Raw genomic sequence first — 16335 nt, 5'->3', positions numbered from 1 at the left:
TTAACGTGCAGAATCATGAGTTTTTCACTTGTATTCATAGGGCAATTCGCTGACAATGATGCTTTCATCACACTTCAAAAAAGATTATGGCTAAACAAAAAGCATTTGTGGTTGATTCAGCATCGGTACCTTCAACGATCAAAACGGTGGATTGGTCTGTGGCCAATGGCGCCGCGTTTGCCCATCAGTTGCAAAATGCCGCAAAAAATAGCACGCAAACCTTGGTGGTCATTGTGGAGAATATGCAGCAAGCAGAAAGCTTGGTGCAGGATTTGGCGTTTTTTGATCATCATGCGGTGCTCTTTCCTGATACGGAAACCTTGCCTTATGATGCCTTTTCCCCACAGTTGAACATCATCTCTGCGCGTTTATCGGCTCTAGCACGCTTGCGTCAAAGATTGATTGATACGCTTGTGGTGACAATCCCAACCTTGATGCAACGCATTGCGCCGCCGCGCTTTTTAGATGGTCACAGTCTATTGTTAAAGCCCAATGATCACGTGGATCGTGAAGCATGGCGCTTAGGGCTAGAAGCCAGCGGTTATCAACATGTTAAACAAGTGATGGAGCCCGGTGAATTTACCATTCGTGGCGGTATTATTGATCTTTTTCCAATGGGCATTGCATCGCCCATTCGCATTGAATTGTTTGATGATGAAGTGGAAACCATTCGCACGTTTGACCCAGAAACACAGCGCACGCTTGAAACATTGACCGAACTCTCGATTTTGCCAGCCCGTGAATTTGAAATGAGCAAAATTGCCCTTGAACGTTTTGAGAAGAAATTTAAAGAGACATTTGAGGTCGATACGACAAAATGCGCACTGTATCAAGAGATCATGCAGGGCAATTTGCCCGCAGGTATTGAAAATTATCTGCCCCTATTTTTTGATAAAACAGCGACGTTGTTTGATTATTTGACGGAGCACACGACATTTGTGCTCTATCCTGAATTGTTTAAAAGTGGCGAGCAATTTCAAAAACTCATCGATAGCCGCTATGAGCGTTATCGTCATGATGTGAAAAAACCGCTATTATCGCCGATGCGCTTATATTTGAATGTATTAGGGCTTGAAGAGTTATTGAGTCAGCGCCCTAAAATTCAAGTGACTTTTACACATGAAGCGCCGGCAATCACGCAGATCAATCAAGTGCCAGAATGGTTAGCGCAACACAAAGACAATGCGTTGATCATCACCACAGAGACGCATGGCCGCCGTGAAATGCTGTTAGAGCGCTTAAAAAGTTTGGCGCTCTCGCCGAAAATTGCTGATGATTTTGTGACGTTTGCAAAAAATCCCGCGCCGTTTGCTGTGATGGTGGGCGCGCTGAGTGAAGGCTTTCGTTATGATCATCAATTTGCCATTGTGACGGAAAATGGGCTCCTTGGCGTGCCCATGCAAACAGGGCGCAAGAAACAGCAAAAAACGGTGGATGTGAAATCAATGCTCACGAGCATTGATCACCTTAAAGAGGGTGATCCCATCGTGCATTTAAAGCATGGCGTCGGTCGCTATGTGGGGCTTGATAACATTGATGACAATGAGCTCCTTGTGATCGAATACAAAGGCAATGGGCGCTTATACATTCCGATCACGGATTTAAATGATCTCTCTTTATACACAGGTGGCTCAAAAGAGAATGCGCCGTGGCACAAGTTGGGCTCGGATCAGTGGGAGAAGGTGTGTAAAAAAGCTTCTGAAAAGATTCATGACACGGCTGCAGAATTGCTAGACATTTATTCCCGTAGAGAATTACAAAAAGCCCACGGCATGGCGATTGTGCCGGAATATGATGATTTTGCCAAAAGCTTCCCATTTCAAACGACGCCCGATCAGCAGCGCGCCATTGATGATGTCTTAAGTGACTTAACAGTGGGTAAAATGGATCGCATCATTTGTGGGGATGTGGGCTTTGGGAAAACAGAAGTGGCGATGCGCGCGGCATTCATGGCAGTGATGAATGGTTATCAAGTGGCGGTTTTGGCACCAACGACGTTATTAGCTGAGCAACATGTCCAAGATTTTATGGATCGCTTTGCCGATTGGCCTGTCAAAATTGCCGGTTTATCGCGCTTTAGAAGCACCAAAGAAACCAAACAAACCCTTGCGCTCCTCGCTGAGGGGCAAGTTGATATTGTGATCGGTACGCACAAAATTCTCTCTAAAGATGTGCACTTTAAAAATCTTGGGCTCATTGTGATCGATGAAGAACATCGCTTTGGGGTGAAACATAAAGAGAAACTCAAATCCCTGCGCACAGAGGTGAATTTACTGACGATGACGGCAACGCCCATTCCACGCACGTTGAATATGGGGCTGTCTGGGTTGAGGGAACTGTCCATCATCGCAACGCCGCCGGTGGAGCGCATTGCGGTCAAAACCTTTGTCAATCAATGGAATGATGAATTAATGGTGGAAGCCATGAACCGCGAATTAAAACGCGGTGGGCAATTGTACATTTTGCACAATGAAGTGGACACCATTGAGTTGATGCAAGCCACGATTGAGCGCTTAATGCCCGGCATCACCATTGGCATTGCCCATGGTCAGATGAAAGAGGCGGAGCTTGAGCAAGTGATGCTCGATTTTTATCATCATCGCATTCAAGTGTTATTGTGCACCACGATTGTCGAATCAGGGATTGATGTGCCCAATGCCAATACGATGATCATTAATCGCGCGGATAAACTTGGGCTTGCACAGTTGCATCAGTTGCGCGGTCGCGTTGGGCGTTCTCATCAGCGTGCGTACTGTTATTTGATTGTACCGCCAGCGCGTGAGATGACTAAAGATGCCATTAAACGCATTGAAGCTTTAACAGAAACCGAAACATTGGGCGCAGGCTTTATGATTGCCAACCATGATTTAGAGATTCGTGGCGCAGGCGAGTTGCTCGGGGAATCCCAAAGCGGACAGATTACGGAGATGGGTTTCTCGTTGTATATGGAGCTTTTGACCCGCGCGGTGGAAGCGATTAAACGCGGCGAAACTCTGGATGTCAATCAACCCTTTAAACAAGGCATGGAAGTGACGCTGGGTTTGCCTGCGCTCATTCCTGAAGATTATATTATGGACATTCCGACGCGATTGTCCCTTTATAAACGCATCGCGAGCGCTGAAGATATGAGTGCGTTAAATGACATTCATATTGAGATGATTGATCGCTTTGGGCTATTGCCAGAGCAGGCGAAACGCCTCTTTAAAATTGCAGAGATTAAATTAAAAGCTGCGCCGCTGAATCTTGAAAAAATTGAGGCAAACAATGAAGGCATTCGCATTGTCTTTGGCGCGAAACCGAACATCAATTTACGCACATTGGTGGATTTGATTCAGAAAAAGCCTGATTTTTACCAATTGCAAGGGCAAGAGGTGCTGCGTTATCGTTTTCCATTAGAAGAGGAGGCACTGCGCATTGAGACAGTGCTGCATTTGATTGGAAAGCTTGCGCCATAATTGTGGCTCAGTACACTTCAGGATTAATAAAATCAATCTCATAAACCGTGAAAAACCTCGGCTGAATCACAGTTTCATTGTTTTCGGTGATGGCTTGATAGCCCAAACATTTGCGGGCATCGCACGCTTCTAAATACAGTGAGGTGCCGTTAACTTTGATGTGCTCAGGCAGGTGCTCAAAAGATTTTGAGCGCATGATGCTCTCCACCTCTTTAGCATGATAAGTGCCAAGGCGTCCGGCCACCGATTCCATCAATAAAATGAACATGATGAAGATCACAAACAAATAGGTGATGCCAAGGATGATGAAAGCAATGTCATGGAGCACTGCTTTTTCCTTCTTTTGCATGTGAAATTTTTCGGGCAATAGATGGCTTAAATGGTGCAAGGTTATGTGAAAATGCTTGGTGAATAAAAAAGGAATCAGGAGAGCATAGAGCACAATCATCAGCACTTGGGTGCTCAAAGATAGCCCATGTAAGCTAAAGATAAAGGGGCTGAGCAGCACAAAGGTTGCGATGAATAATGACCATGAAAATTCTTGATTGGCGATTTTCTCTAAACTGTGGCGAAATAGAAAAACGCCCGCTGTGATGATGCCAATGGCAAAAAAGAGCAGGGTGAGCAGTAAAATGACTAAGGTTTTGTTCTCCACCACATCGAGCCACAAGGATGATTCAATCGGAATGAAAGGCAGATGAAAGGTGGAAAAATATGCCATTTTGTACGCATAAATGGCAATGTTGAACAAAAACAGCGCCGCCGCAGGAATCACAAGCACAGAAATCGCTTTGAGTGCATTGATGATGTCAGAGTGGATTTTCTTTGGATTATCTAAATAGTCATTCATGGCATGTCCAATGGTTTTTTTATCGGATTATTATGTGGATTAAGTTTAGATTATCATGACGAAAAAATCTTCTGTTGTGCTAGAATGTGGCGAGAAATGATTAGTAATTTTAGGAGATCGATCAAATGGCTAAAATTTTAGATGCAGTAAAACCAGGTGTATTGTTTGGTGATGATGTACAAAAAGTATTTGAAATCGCAAAAGCAGAAGGTTTTGCATTGCCAGCTGTGAACGTGGTGAACACAGAATCCATCAACGGTGTGTTAGAAGCGGCTGCTAAAGCCAAATCACCAGTGATCATTCAGTTCTCTAACGGCGGCGCTCAATTCTTTATTGGTAAAGGATTGAAATTAGAAGGCCATGAAGCGGCGATTCGCGGTGCAGTTGCAGGTGCTAAGTATGTACATGCAGTGGCTGAAGCATACGGTGTCCCTGTGATTTTACACACAGACCATGCAGCAAGAAAATTGTTACCATGGATCGATGGCTTATTAGATGCCGGCGAAGTTTTCTTTAAAGAAACAGGTAAACCATTATTCTCCTCTCACATGATCGATTTATCTGAAGAGTCATTAGAAGAGAACATTGCAACGTCAGCTCAATATTTAGAGCGCATGGCAAAATTAGGCATGACGCTTGAAATCGAATTAGGTTGCACAGGCGGTGAAGAAGATGGCGTAGATAACACAGACATCGACAACTCATTGCTTTACACACAACCTGCTGATGTTGCGTATGCGTATGAACAATTGATCAAAATCAGCCCACGCTTTACGATTGCAGCCTCTTTCGGCAACGTGCATGGCGTTTATAAGCCTGGCAACGTGCGTTTGACGCCAGCGATTTTAGACAACTCACAAAAATATGTGTCTGAAAAATTCAATTTACCTGCAAAAAGCTTAGACTTCGTATTCCACGGCGGTTCAGGTTCTGATTTGCAAGACATCCGCGATGCAATCTCTTTTGGTGTGATCAAAATGAACATCGATACAGATACACAGTGGGCAACTTGGAAAGGCGTGTTAGGTTATTACAACGAGTACAAAGACTATTTACAAGGTCAGTTGGGCAATCCTGAAGGTGCGGATAAACCTAATAAAAAATACTATGATCCACGTGCATGGTTGCGTGCAGGTCAAGTGACTTTGGTTGAACGCGTACTTGAAGCTTATGAAGCATTAAATGCGATGAACCGCAATTAATTGACAATAATGCCAATGAAAAACCGCACTGTGTGCGGTTTTTTTGCTGATGATAATGGAATAAGGTGAAAAGATGAGCAATGCAACAATGTGGATTCATGGCTTTCATGCAGTGGAGGCGGCGTTTGATGAGGGCTCTGTCGTACAGGTTTGGCTCAATGATCAACGCTTAGATAAACGTGCCCAAGCGTTTTTAAATCGCATTCAAGATAAAAAAATCCCTGTGAACATGGTGAACCAAAAGATGTTGGAAACCAAAGTTGGGGAAGCGCGTCATCAAGGGATTGCGGCAGAAGTGCGCGTGCAATCGGCTAAAAATGAAAATCATTTGCATGATTTATTAGAAGCAAATTCCGCGCCATTTTTATTGATTTTAGATGGCGTGACTGATCCACACAACGTGGGTGCATGTTTACGAAGTGCAGAAGCCTTTGGGGTGGATGCAGTGATTGTGCCAAAAGATCGTGCCTGTGGATTGACGCCAATTGTGCGTAAAATCTCAAGCGGCAGCTCTGAGCGCGTGCCATTCATTGAGGTGACAAACTTAGCGCGCACCATTGATGATTTAAAAGAGCGCGGCGTTTGGTTGGCAGGTTTAGCCGGTGAAGCCACTGAAACCATTTATCAAGCGAATTTAACCGGTGCCCTTGCCATCATCATGGGTTCAGAAGGGGAAGGCATGCGCCGCTTAACACGTGAAGCGTGTGATTTTCTCTTAAAAATTCCGATGGAAGGACGCATTGAAAGTTTGAACGTTTCTGTGGCAACGGGGGCTGTCTTGTCTGAGAGCCATCGTCAGCGCATCACAAAACGCAAATAACAAAAAACCGCCGATGGGCGGTTTTTGATTAATCTGGCACGGTTCGTTGGTATTTTTCTGCTTTTTGACGAGATTCCACATCAGATTTGATGCGTTCTTCATGTGGACGCAATGCCACCGCGCCAATGAAGCCTGTGAAAAAGAGTAAAAAGCCAAGGGGCGCAATCATGGTGGTCAAATACATGCCCACATCTTGATAGCCAATGATGATGAGCGGCAAGCCCACCACAAGCCCTAAGCCCGTTAAGAAAATGCCAAGATAAAAGATGAACGTGTTAAATTTTAGCATGGTGACCTCGCAATGGTTTAACCCGTTCATCATATCATAAGTTAATATCCGCGGTTTAAATCCACTAAGTTATTCGGCAGCTTTCCTTCGCGCACTAAGCGAAAGTTTTCAGCCACTTGTTCACTCGCTGTGATCGGATTGGTCATTGCGGCAACATGTGGCGTAATTTCAATGGCCGCTTCATCCCAAAAAGGGTGATCCTTCGGTAAAGGCTCAGTGTCAAACACATCAAGGAGCGCGCCGCTGATGTGCCCACTTTGAATCGCTTCCAATAAATCAGCTTCTTTAACATGTCCGCCGCGGGCAGGATTGATGAGATAAGCACCTTTTGGCAACATCGCAAAAGTGTCACGATTTAAAATGTGTTGCGTCTCTGGCGTTAATGGCAATAGGCAAACAAGAATGTTGCATTGGCTTAAAAACTCAGGTAATTGATCTTGACCGTGATAAATGCTGGCATCTTTCTCTTTAGGTGGCGTATTTTTCCAACCAATCACATGAAAACCATACGCTTTTAATGTATTGGCGACGTAACTGCCAAGTTCACCCAATCCAAGAACGCCAATGGTTAAATCTTGTGGCAAAATTCGGCTGCGCATGTGCCATTCTTTATTGACCTGATCACGATTGTAATATTGCATATTGCGGCAAGCTTTAAGCGCACCATAGAGTGCATATTCCGCCATTTGCTCTTTCATATCATGATCCACAATGCGTGCAATGATGGTGCCTTCAGGGATGCTTTTGCACTCTAAAATGTGATCAATGCCCATGCCGGTTGATTGCACGAACTTTAAATTTGGCAGTTGTTTGAAATCTTCATCATTTGCTTTCCATGCCAATACGGATGTGATTTCGGATAAATCACCTGGATTGTCTTTCGTGCGAAGGTCTAATGTAGGGTCAATGGCATGTAAATTTTTAATCCATTGGTTAAAATTTGGCAATACTGTGCTGAGACATAAAATAGCCATCAGGTTCTCCTCCTCTTGTTGTGGTTATATTTTTGTGATTGTCCGTACACTATAGTAGTGTATGGAAATGATACCGACATTAAATTGATCTTAGTTAGTTATAATATGGCATTTTTTACAACAGATTTTCAAAATTTTCGTTAGAATGGCGGTTATTTAAAATTTTAAAACTCGCTCTAATGTGTTAGAGACGAATCATATTGAGTACTCGGAACAAACTATGATAAGAAAAAATATTTTGGCCATCGCATTGTTAGGTGTCTTTGGGCTATCGCATGCGGCAGATGTTGAGAACTTAAGAACCATCTCCTATTTAAATGAGCCTTTGCGCTTACAGGCAGATGTGATCGGGGAAGGGGATGTGATACTTGCGGAGCGCACGGAGTATTTAAGATTAAATCATCCGATTCCCACTTATGATTTATCCGTCAATGTGGTGGAAGAAGAGGGTAAAAAGCAATTGGTGGTCACCACGACAGAAGAGGTGGAAACCCCAGCGTTAACATTGTTGCTTGAAAGCCGCGATGAAAATAATCGCCGCCAATTGTTTGAATTGCCGATTTTATTAGACATTCGCCCGGAACCTGCTGCGGAGGTTGCAGAAATTGAGATCGATGGCGTCAGCATGGATGCAGATCAAGTGGCTGAATCCACAAATCAAGTGACATTATCGGATGTACCTGTGGTGGCGCCTGTTGCCCCAAAAGTTGCCGATGCGAAAGATGCAGACACGCAACCAAAAGTGGCAGAAGTGAAAAAGCCTGTTGAAAAAGCTGCGGTTAAAGCAGAACAGGCTCAAAAAAAGGTTGATAAAGCATCAACAGATAAAAAAGCGGACAAACCTGCAAAAGTTGAAGCAAAAGCACCAAAAGCACAGAGCCACTTAAAGAATACCGTTGATCCTGCGCTTGTGAAGCGTTATGGTCCCGTTGAAGCGGGTGAAACCATGTGGAGCATTGCCAATAAAGTGCGTCCTGCTCACATCCCTCCCCAAAAGATGATTGAAATCATCAAAAAACACAATCCCTCAGCCTTTACACCTGCGGGTGTATTGCGTGCAGATGTCACGTTGATCATTCCTGTGGAAACACCTAAGAAACAGCACAATTTTGTGAAGGCAGAGGCCACCACAGAAGCGGTGGGCTTTATTTATGAATTGCCTGCACCACCAGCATCTGCCAGTGGATCTTTAGCGCCAACAGCTGCCAATGTTGCACCGGCTGCCGTTGCCGCTGAAGTTGTCGATAATGATGGTGCCGTCACTGAAACTGTGGTCACCGATGAAGTGCCTGTGAAAGTGGTGCATCCGGTCAATAGTCCAGCCAATGACATGACAGTGATTTCACCGAGTGAACCATCCATTGCAGCTGTGAATGATGTTCCTGCCGATGTTGCACCCGCTGAGCCACAAGTAGAGGCACAAGGCGATGAGATGAGTGCATCGGTTGCCACTGAAACGGTGGATGTGACAACACCTGCACAAAGTGAAAACGTGACGGCAAGCGTGGCTGAGGTGACAGAATCTGTGGCCAATGTTGCACCTGCAAAACCAAAAGTCTTTATGGTGGAAGAGCCGGAAGAAGAGCCTGGCATCATTGAGATCATTTTTGACAACATTATGTACGTGGGCGGTGGTGCATTAATTTTATTGTTGGCCATTTTAGCGATTGTGGCGATGCGTCGTCGTCAAGCGGGGGAAGGTTCAACCGATAAAGCGCCAAAAGCACCGAAAGAGAAAAAAGCGAAAAAAGGCAAAAAATCTGAAGCACCAGCTGAGGAATCGGTGATCGCTGAAGAAATCATCGAAGAGACACCTAAAAAAGGTGCACCGCAAGTGAAATCAGCATCTGCAAAAGCTGCGGCAGCCGCTGCCATTGCTGCGCCAGTTGCAGCGGTGCTCAGTTCAGAAGGGGCAAGTCCAGCGAAAGATGGCACTGAGATCCAAAGTTTAGACTTTGATTTCTCCTTCACAGAAGAGAAGCCACAAGCTGCAGCTGCGACTCAAGATGCTGAAGATGACATGGCGGCACTGGATTTTGATCTCTCTTTTGCAGCACCAGCAGCAGCTGTGACTGCAGCCGCGGTGGCAACTGCACCTAAAACAGATGAAAAACCACAAGAAGCAGAGTTTGACACGCTGGATTTTGATTTCTCATTTGATGCGCCCAGTGAAATACCGTCCACAGCAGTGGAAACGGCGGCAGCAGCTGAACCTGAAATGGGCGGCTTAGAGTTTGATTTATCTGGCTTTGAAGCGCCTAAAGCTGAGGCTGAGGCAGAAAGCGTTGAAGAGATGCCAACATTTGACACGTTAGAATTTGATGGCGTGTTAGATTTCACAGGTCGCAATACAGAAGAGGCACCGGCAGAATCTGAGCCTGTGGTAGAAGCAGTTGAAGCAGCAGTGGCAACGGTTGAGCCAGCGATGGATTTTGAGCCGATTGCATTTGATCCCATTGCTGTTGAAGAAGTCACGCCATCAGATGAACCTGAGGCTGTGAGTTTTGGTGAGAACAATCCATTGTTTGTTTCACAAGATTCAGACAGCGGTGCAATTGAAGCGATTGCCAGTGAAGAAAACAATGATCCCACCGCTGAGATTACAGAATATGTGAGCTTTGGGGATTTGATCGACACAGCACAAACCACATTGGCCAATGATGAACAAGTGGCAGACATTTCAGCGATTGATTTGGCAAAATTTGAAGAAGATGACGCCATTGAGTTTGCCGATTTAATGGAAGTTTCCACCGAAGAAGTGGACCATAATTTAGATTTAAGCTTTGTGGCGGATGTCGATGACAATGAAGCCGGTCATGAATTCTTAGAATCCTTAGATTTCAGTGCGCCTGCAGACATTGATCCAATTGGCGATTCTGTGAAAGACAATGTTGCGAAAGCCGAAGAGTCTTTAGAGCACATTCGTACCGTGGAATCTGTGGCTGTACCAGAAGTTGCGGACATGCCTGAGATCATCACAGAAGAGATTGTGACCAATACAGAAATTGCCGAAGCCCCACAAATGATGGATGCTGTGGATGAAATGGATTTCCCAAGCTTTGATTTATCTGAGTTTGAAGCGCCCATTGCTGAAACGATTGAAACGGTCGATGCATTTGAAGGCATGGAGCCTTTAGAAGAGATTGAGTTGATTGACATTCCAGCATTCACTGAGTCAACGCCTGAACCTGTGATCATCACAGAACCTGTGGCAACAGCGCCTGCTGCGCCTATAGTGGAAACAGTCGTAGAGGCAGCGCCAGTTGTTGCACCGATTGCGCCCACTGTGATTGAAAAAGAGGTGATGGTTGAAAAGCCTGTGGTTCAAGTGGTGGAAGTGCCTGTGGCTGAAGCATCAGAAGATGATGAGTCCGAGCAAATTAAGTTAGAATTGGCAGAGGCTTATATTGATTTTGATCCAAGTTTGGCCAAACCGCTTTTAGAAGAGGTGGTGCGTGATGGTAATCCATCGCAAGTGGCGAGAGCCGAAGCGCTTCTGAGTAAGATCAATTAATACATTTACAACACATAAAGCCTAGAAGATTCTAGGCTTTTTTATTGAGGTCATTATGCAAGAGAAGGTGATGCGCCGCGCGAAGATGCTGCGCGCCATTCGTGAATATTTTCATCAAGATGCAGTGCTTGAAGTGGATACGCCCATCATGAGTCAATTTGGTAACAGCGATCCGGCACTGTTAAATTTTATGAGCACATTCAATGGTCCGGGGAAGCTCTATCGGCACACCACATATTTGATCACTTCGCCTGAATATCACATGAAGCGTTTGCTCGCTCATCAATCAGGTTCGATCTATTATTTAGGCAAAGTATTTCGTGATGGTGAGTTAAGCCCACGGCACACGCCAGAATTCACGATGCTCGAATGGTATCGTGTGAATTATGATCTTTTTGAATTGACTCAAGAGGTGATTCATTTGATCCGCATGCTCTCAAAGCAGCACATCGAAGTGGTGGAATACAGTTATTTGACGCTCTTTATGGAAAAGCTTGCCCTCAATCCTTTCATGGCAACTGAGAAAGAGCTGGATGCTGTATTAAAAACGCAGGGTGTTTCCCTTGCATTTACACCGCAAACGAAAGATGAATATTTAGATTTAATCATGAGCCACCTCATTGAGCCAACGTTTGATCCTGATGTGATCACGGTGCTCCATAGTTATCCGGCCTCTCAAGCATCTTTAGCAAAAATCACCCAAGATTGCGCTGGCAATGCCATTGGCAAACGCTTTGAAGTGTATTGGCATGGGTTAGAATTGGCCAATGGTTATGAGGAATTAACGGATCCCATCGAACAGCGTGCCCGTTTTGAAGCAGAAAATCAAGTGCGCACGCAATATGGTTTAGCACCTGTTGCGATCGATGAACTCTTTTTACAAGAGATGGCCAGCATGCCAGCGCTGGTCAGCGGTGTTGCCATGGGGATTGATCGCCTCTTGATGGCGGCGACAAATACACATAACATCAATGATGTGATCTTATTTCCCTTTGAAGAGAGTTAAGCATCATTCACCATAAATTACTTAGGAGGTTGCAAATGAATGTCGTGATTACAGGTGTATCGGCAGGTTTTGGGCAAGAGATGGCGCGCGTGTTTGCATCGCATGGTCATCATGTGATTGGCATTGCAAGGCGCACAGAACGTTTAGCGGCGTTGAAAACAGAGTTAAAAGCGCAATTTACAGGCTTCACATTAGATGTTGCCGATCGCGTAGCCGCCACACAAGTGGTGGATGAGATCATCGAAACCTTTGGACAAGTGGATATCCTCATCAATAATGCAGGTTTAGCCCTTGGCATGGAAACGGCTGATCAAGCCAATTTTGAGGATTGGGCAACGATGGTGAACACCAATGTGATGGGGCTCATCTCTTTAACGCAACTCTTTTTACCGCACATGGTGGCAAAAAATGAGGGATACATCATTAATATGGGTTCAACTGCGGGCAGTTGGCCGTATGCTGGCGGCAATGTGTATGGTGCCACAAAAGCTTTTGTGAAACAGTTCAGTTTAAATTTGCGTGCTGATTTATTTGGCAAACGCATTCGTGTGACAAATGTGGAACCCGGTTTATGTGGGGAAACAGAGTTTTCCAATGTGCGCTTTAAAGGGGATGATGATAAAGCGGCAGCACTGTATGATAAAGCTGAGCCTTTAACCGGTAAGGATATTGCGGAGATTGTGTTTTGGCTCGCAAACCAGCCAAAACACATCAATATTAACCGCATTGAAGTGATGCCAACGAGCCAAAGCTTCGCTGGCCTTAAAGTTCATTACGATGATTAATCGATCACATTAAAGTGAATGCGTGCCGCTAAATGGGTGAAGATGGTGTAGGGAATGGTGCCTGCCCATTGAGCGACATATTCAATCGGTAAGGCTTCGCCAAATAAAATGACTTCGCGATCCCATTTTGACTCTGGCACAGCGCTTAAATCCACCATGAACATATCCATGGCAACGCGCCCAATGATTGGGGCTTTATAACCATCGATGAGCACATAAGCCTCTTTGCTCACCTCACGCGGATAACCATCCGCATAGCCACATGCCACAACGCCCACAGGTAAATCATGGGGCGCTGTGAATGTTGCGCCATAACCCACATGTTCGCCCGCTTTGATGTGATTGACATGAATGATTTTAGAACGCAATTCTAAAATGGGTTTTAAACCGATGCTTTCAGCGGTTTGATCATCAAAGGGTGAGGCACCATATAATGCTAAACCTGCGCGAACAATGGATTGCTTAGGTTTTTGATCATCAAAAATATTGGCAGAGTTTGAAATGCTTGCACTGAGATGCTGCGGTAAATTTGCCATCAATGCCAATTGTGTGCGTGTTTTGGTGTCATCAGCTTCATCGGCGCACGCTAAATGGGTCATCAATTGAATGCTTTTCACATTCTCTGAGTCTTTGAGGGCTTGATAATAATGCCCCAACTCTTCAGGGCGGATGCCAAGGCGGTTCATGCCGCTGTTGATTTTGATGAATACATCAATCGGATTCATGAGTTTTGCATCTAATAAGCCATTGAGCTGATGTGCATTACCAATGGCAGGGATAAAATTAAACTCATCACATAAATGATATTCATGATGCTCAAAGACACCTTCGAGTAGAATAATGGGAGTGTTAGACAATGTGCGAATGGTTTCGGCCTCTTCAATCGCGGCGACCGCAAAGAAGTTGACCACATGTTCTAAAATGGGCACCATCAATGCCACGCGATGCCCATAAGCATTGGCTTTGAGTACGGTGCACAATTGACTGTTTGGGGCTTTCTGCTGTAAAAACGCCACATTATGCAGTAAAGCGCTTTTTGAGAGATAAGCTTTTAGCGGACGCATATTAACCTCGGTTTGGTAGTTAGTATAATCATGAAGCGCAAAGATTATGATACGAAAAGGAAATGGGTGCAAATCTATCCGATCAAAAGGTAGAATGCCGCTATACTGATACTCAATCGATGAACACAAATGAGGTGAAAAGATGATGGAATTTGCAAAATTGGTGGTCAAAGGCATTGATGCCCGTAATTTCCTCCATGGTCAATTGACGGCAGACATGGATCATTTAGACTATTTATATGCTCATGAAGGCAATTCTGGTTTAGCGGGTTTATGTAATATTAAAGGGCGATTAGAAGCGGTGTTTTGGATCAATCGCGTGGACTCTGAAACCTTTGATCTTTACTTGCCAAAAGAGATCAGCGAAGCGATCGCAACACTGTTAAAGCGCTATCTGTTTAGATCTAAAGTGACCATTGACGTGGCTGATGTCGATGAGACTGAAGCAATGCAAATGATCCCAAGTGAACCCATTCCATGGATTGTGGCAGCAACGCAAGGTAAATATGTGCCACAAATGGTGAGTTTAGATGTATTAAAAGGTGTGCATCCGCGTAAAGGTTGTTACATTGGTCAAGAGATTGTGACGCGCCTACGTGATTTGGGTAAAAATAAAAAACGCCTCGGGCAAGTGGCTTTAAATGGGCAACACGTTAATATTGGTGACACAATTTATGCCCATAATGAAGTGGCGGGTGAAGTGGTGTGTGTGAAAGATGATGAGGCATTGGCAGTATTGGTGCTTGCTGAATTGGTGCAGCCGTTAAAAATTGAAACAGACATCACAGTTCGCCATGTTTGGAAAAATGAAGACGAATAAAAAGGAAGGGTTCATGAGTAAACATATTGGTGTGTTAACTGCAGGCGGTGATTGTCAGGGGTTAAATGCTGCATTAAGAGCAGTGGCACTGACAGCTTTCCAAGAAGGATGGAAAGTGACCGGTATTCATGATGGCTTTTTAGGCTTAGCCGAAGGCTGCATTAAACCTCTAGAAAAAGCGGATGTGAGCCCAATCATCGGCCTAGGTGGGACGATTTTGGGCACCGGTCGAGGTGGCGGTCGTGCAAAAGGGACAGAAGAGGCCGTTGAAAACTGTGTCAAAAGCTTTAATGACTTAGGATTAGATGCATTGGTGTGTTTAGGTGGTGATGGTACACAACGCTTCTCTTATGAGTTGGCGAAAAAAGGCGTGCCGATTGTGACGTTGCCAAAAACCATTGATAACGACATTGCACAAACGGACATCACCTTTGGCTATGATACGGCAGTGCAAGTGTCTGTGATGGCGCTTGATCGTTTACGCACCACGGCAGATTCCCATCATCGCTTGATGATTTTAGAAGTGATGGGGCGCGATGCAGGTTGGTTGGCAGCCGGTGCAGCTTTAGCGGGCGGCGCGGACATTTGTTTGGTGCCAGAGATTCCTTATTCAACAACAGCGATTGTTAAATCCTTAAAAGCACAAATTTATGAGCACAAAGCGGCATTATTAGTTGTGGCAGAAGGTGCAATCTCACAAGAGGATGCATTGCTTGGCTTAAAACCTAAAAAACATGTGGCAGCGATGCGTTTAGTGGATCAGATTCCTGAATTGACTGGCATTGAAGCGCGCTTGACCACATTAGGTTATGTGAGCCGTGGTGGTACGCCAACAGCAGGCGATCGTATTTTTGCCACACAATGTGGCAGTAAAGCCATTGAATACTTAAAAGCAGGCATCACTGGTGTGATGGTGGCCAGTCAAGGGGGCGCGTTAGTTCCTGTACCTTTAGAAAAGGTGGCTGGGCGTCCAAGATTATTACCAAGAGATCATTCTATGGTGAAAACTTTGCAATCCATTGGCGTATGTATGGGCATTTAGTGCGCAATGCATGAAAAAATCACCCCGGTATTGAAGAAATATTGGGGTTTTTTGTATCAAGCAACATGAAAAATTGCATTAAATCTAAGGGTAGATGGTTGTGAAGCAGGCTTGGATGCAATTAATTTCAATTATTTTCAAGCTCTATCTCATTGTTAAATATGTTATTTGTGAAATACTTTAAAATTAATTGAAAAAGGGTGTTGACACCTCTCTGAATTTATCTATAATGAGCACCTCTTCTGAACGAGGCGCTGCTGAAAAGCGGTGAGTTTGAAGGGTTTTGAGAGGTTAAGATAGTTGTTTAAATCTCCCTCGCTGAAAAAACTTTTCAAATTAGGTGTTGACAAATGATTTAGATCATGTAAAATAGCCTGCTCTTCACGGGGTTGAGTCACTTGACTCCCTCGAGTTCTTTAACAGATTAATCTTAAGTGGTTTGTGTGGGAGCTTGTATTGAAGTGATTACAGAAATACAAGTTTCGAACCAAATCAATTCCAGCGTATATTTTAT

The 16335-nt window shown here is 44.6% G+C and carries 12 protein-coding genes; 8 read left to right on the top strand and 4 right to left on the bottom strand.

Annotation, left to right across the window (positions count from 1 at the left end; genetic code table 11):
- Positions 1-86: 86 nt before the first annotated feature.
- Positions 87-3455, top strand: a complete 3369-nt coding sequence (gene mfd / locus B9T10_RS09375) for a transcription-repair coupling factor (RefSeq protein ID WP_094538337.1) — start codon at positions 87-89, stop codon at positions 3453-3455.
- Positions 3456-3462: 7 nt separating this feature from the next.
- Here mfd and B9T10_RS09370 read toward each other — a convergent pair whose 3' ends face one another.
- Positions 3463-4305 (bottom strand): hypothetical protein, encoded by an 843-nt coding sequence (locus B9T10_RS09370; protein ID WP_008315952.1) that lies wholly within the window; start codon positions 4303-4305, stop codon positions 3463-3465.
- 125 nt (positions 4306-4430) lie between these two features.
- Here B9T10_RS09370 and fbaA point away from each other — a divergent pair, with 125 nt between their 5' ends.
- Both fbaA and rlmB read left to right on the top strand, forming a co-directional pair.
- Positions 4431-5507: a class II fructose-bisphosphate aldolase gene (gene fbaA / locus B9T10_RS09365; RefSeq protein WP_008315951.1), complete on the top strand. Its 1077-nt coding sequence runs from the start codon at positions 4431-4433 to the stop codon at positions 5505-5507.
- Positions 5508-5580: 73 nt separating this feature from the next.
- Positions 5581-6327 carry a 23S rRNA (guanosine(2251)-2'-O)-methyltransferase RlmB gene (rlmB, locus tag B9T10_RS09360; RefSeq protein ID WP_008315950.1) on the top strand — a complete coding sequence of 249 codons (747 nt, stop codon included), beginning with the start codon at positions 5581-5583 and terminating at the stop codon, positions 6325-6327.
- Positions 6328-6355: 28 nt separating this feature from the next.
- Here rlmB and B9T10_RS09355 read toward each other — a convergent pair whose 3' ends face one another.
- Positions 6356-6616, bottom strand: coding sequence for a hypothetical protein (locus B9T10_RS09355; protein ID WP_008315949.1), 261 nt, complete (start codon positions 6614-6616; stop codon positions 6356-6358).
- Positions 6617-6657: 41 nt separating this feature from the next.
- Entirely contained in the window at positions 6658-7590 is a 933-nt protein-coding gene (locus B9T10_RS09350; RefSeq protein ID WP_094538336.1) for a 2-hydroxyacid dehydrogenase, read from the bottom strand.
- A 220-nt stretch (positions 7591-7810) separates the two neighbouring features.
- Between B9T10_RS09350 and B9T10_RS09345 the strand changes: the two genes are divergently transcribed.
- From B9T10_RS09345 to B9T10_RS09335, 3 genes are read left to right on the top strand one after another with little or no spacing between them, the layout of a single operon-like run.
- Positions 7811-11104 (top strand): FimV/HubP family polar landmark protein, encoded by a 3294-nt coding sequence (locus B9T10_RS09345; protein WP_094538335.1) that lies wholly within the window; start codon positions 7811-7813, stop codon positions 11102-11104.
- 55 nt (positions 11105-11159) lie between these two features.
- The gene (gene epmA / locus B9T10_RS09340) at positions 11160-12110 is read left to right on the top strand and encodes an EF-P lysine aminoacylase EpmA (protein WP_094538334.1); all 951 of its coding nucleotides are present in this window, start codon (positions 11160-11162) and stop codon (positions 12108-12110) included.
- A gap of 35 nt (positions 12111-12145) precedes the next feature.
- The gene (locus B9T10_RS09335; protein WP_094538333.1) at positions 12146-12895 is read left to right on the top strand and encodes an SDR family NAD(P)-dependent oxidoreductase; all 750 of its coding nucleotides are present in this window, start codon (positions 12146-12148) and stop codon (positions 12893-12895) included.
- Here B9T10_RS09335 and alr read toward each other — a convergent pair.
- A complete protein-coding gene (alr, locus tag B9T10_RS09330) occupies positions 12892-13959 on the bottom strand; it encodes an alanine racemase (RefSeq protein WP_094538332.1) in 1068 nt (355 codons plus the stop codon). The genes B9T10_RS09335 and alr overlap by 4 nt on opposite strands.
- A 142-nt stretch (positions 13960-14101) precedes the next feature.
- On the opposite strand from alr, the gene ygfZ reads away from it, so the two are divergent.
- Positions 14102-14779, top strand: a complete 678-nt coding sequence (gene ygfZ / locus B9T10_RS09325) for a CAF17-like 4Fe-4S cluster assembly/insertion protein YgfZ (protein WP_008315938.1) — start codon at positions 14102-14104, stop codon at positions 14777-14779.
- 13 nt (positions 14780-14792) lie between these two features.
- Entirely contained in the window at positions 14793-15821 is a 1029-nt protein-coding gene (locus B9T10_RS09320) for a 6-phosphofructokinase (protein WP_063503900.1), read from the top strand.
- Positions 15822-16335 lie beyond the last annotated feature (514 nt).

Source organism: Wohlfahrtiimonas chitiniclastica (assembly GCF_002252325.1).
GTDB lineage: Bacteria > Pseudomonadota > Gammaproteobacteria > Cardiobacteriales > Wohlfahrtiimonadaceae > Wohlfahrtiimonas > Wohlfahrtiimonas chitiniclastica.
Note: the sequence above shows the minus strand (reverse complement) of the source record. Positions and strands in the feature narration are given on the sequence as shown.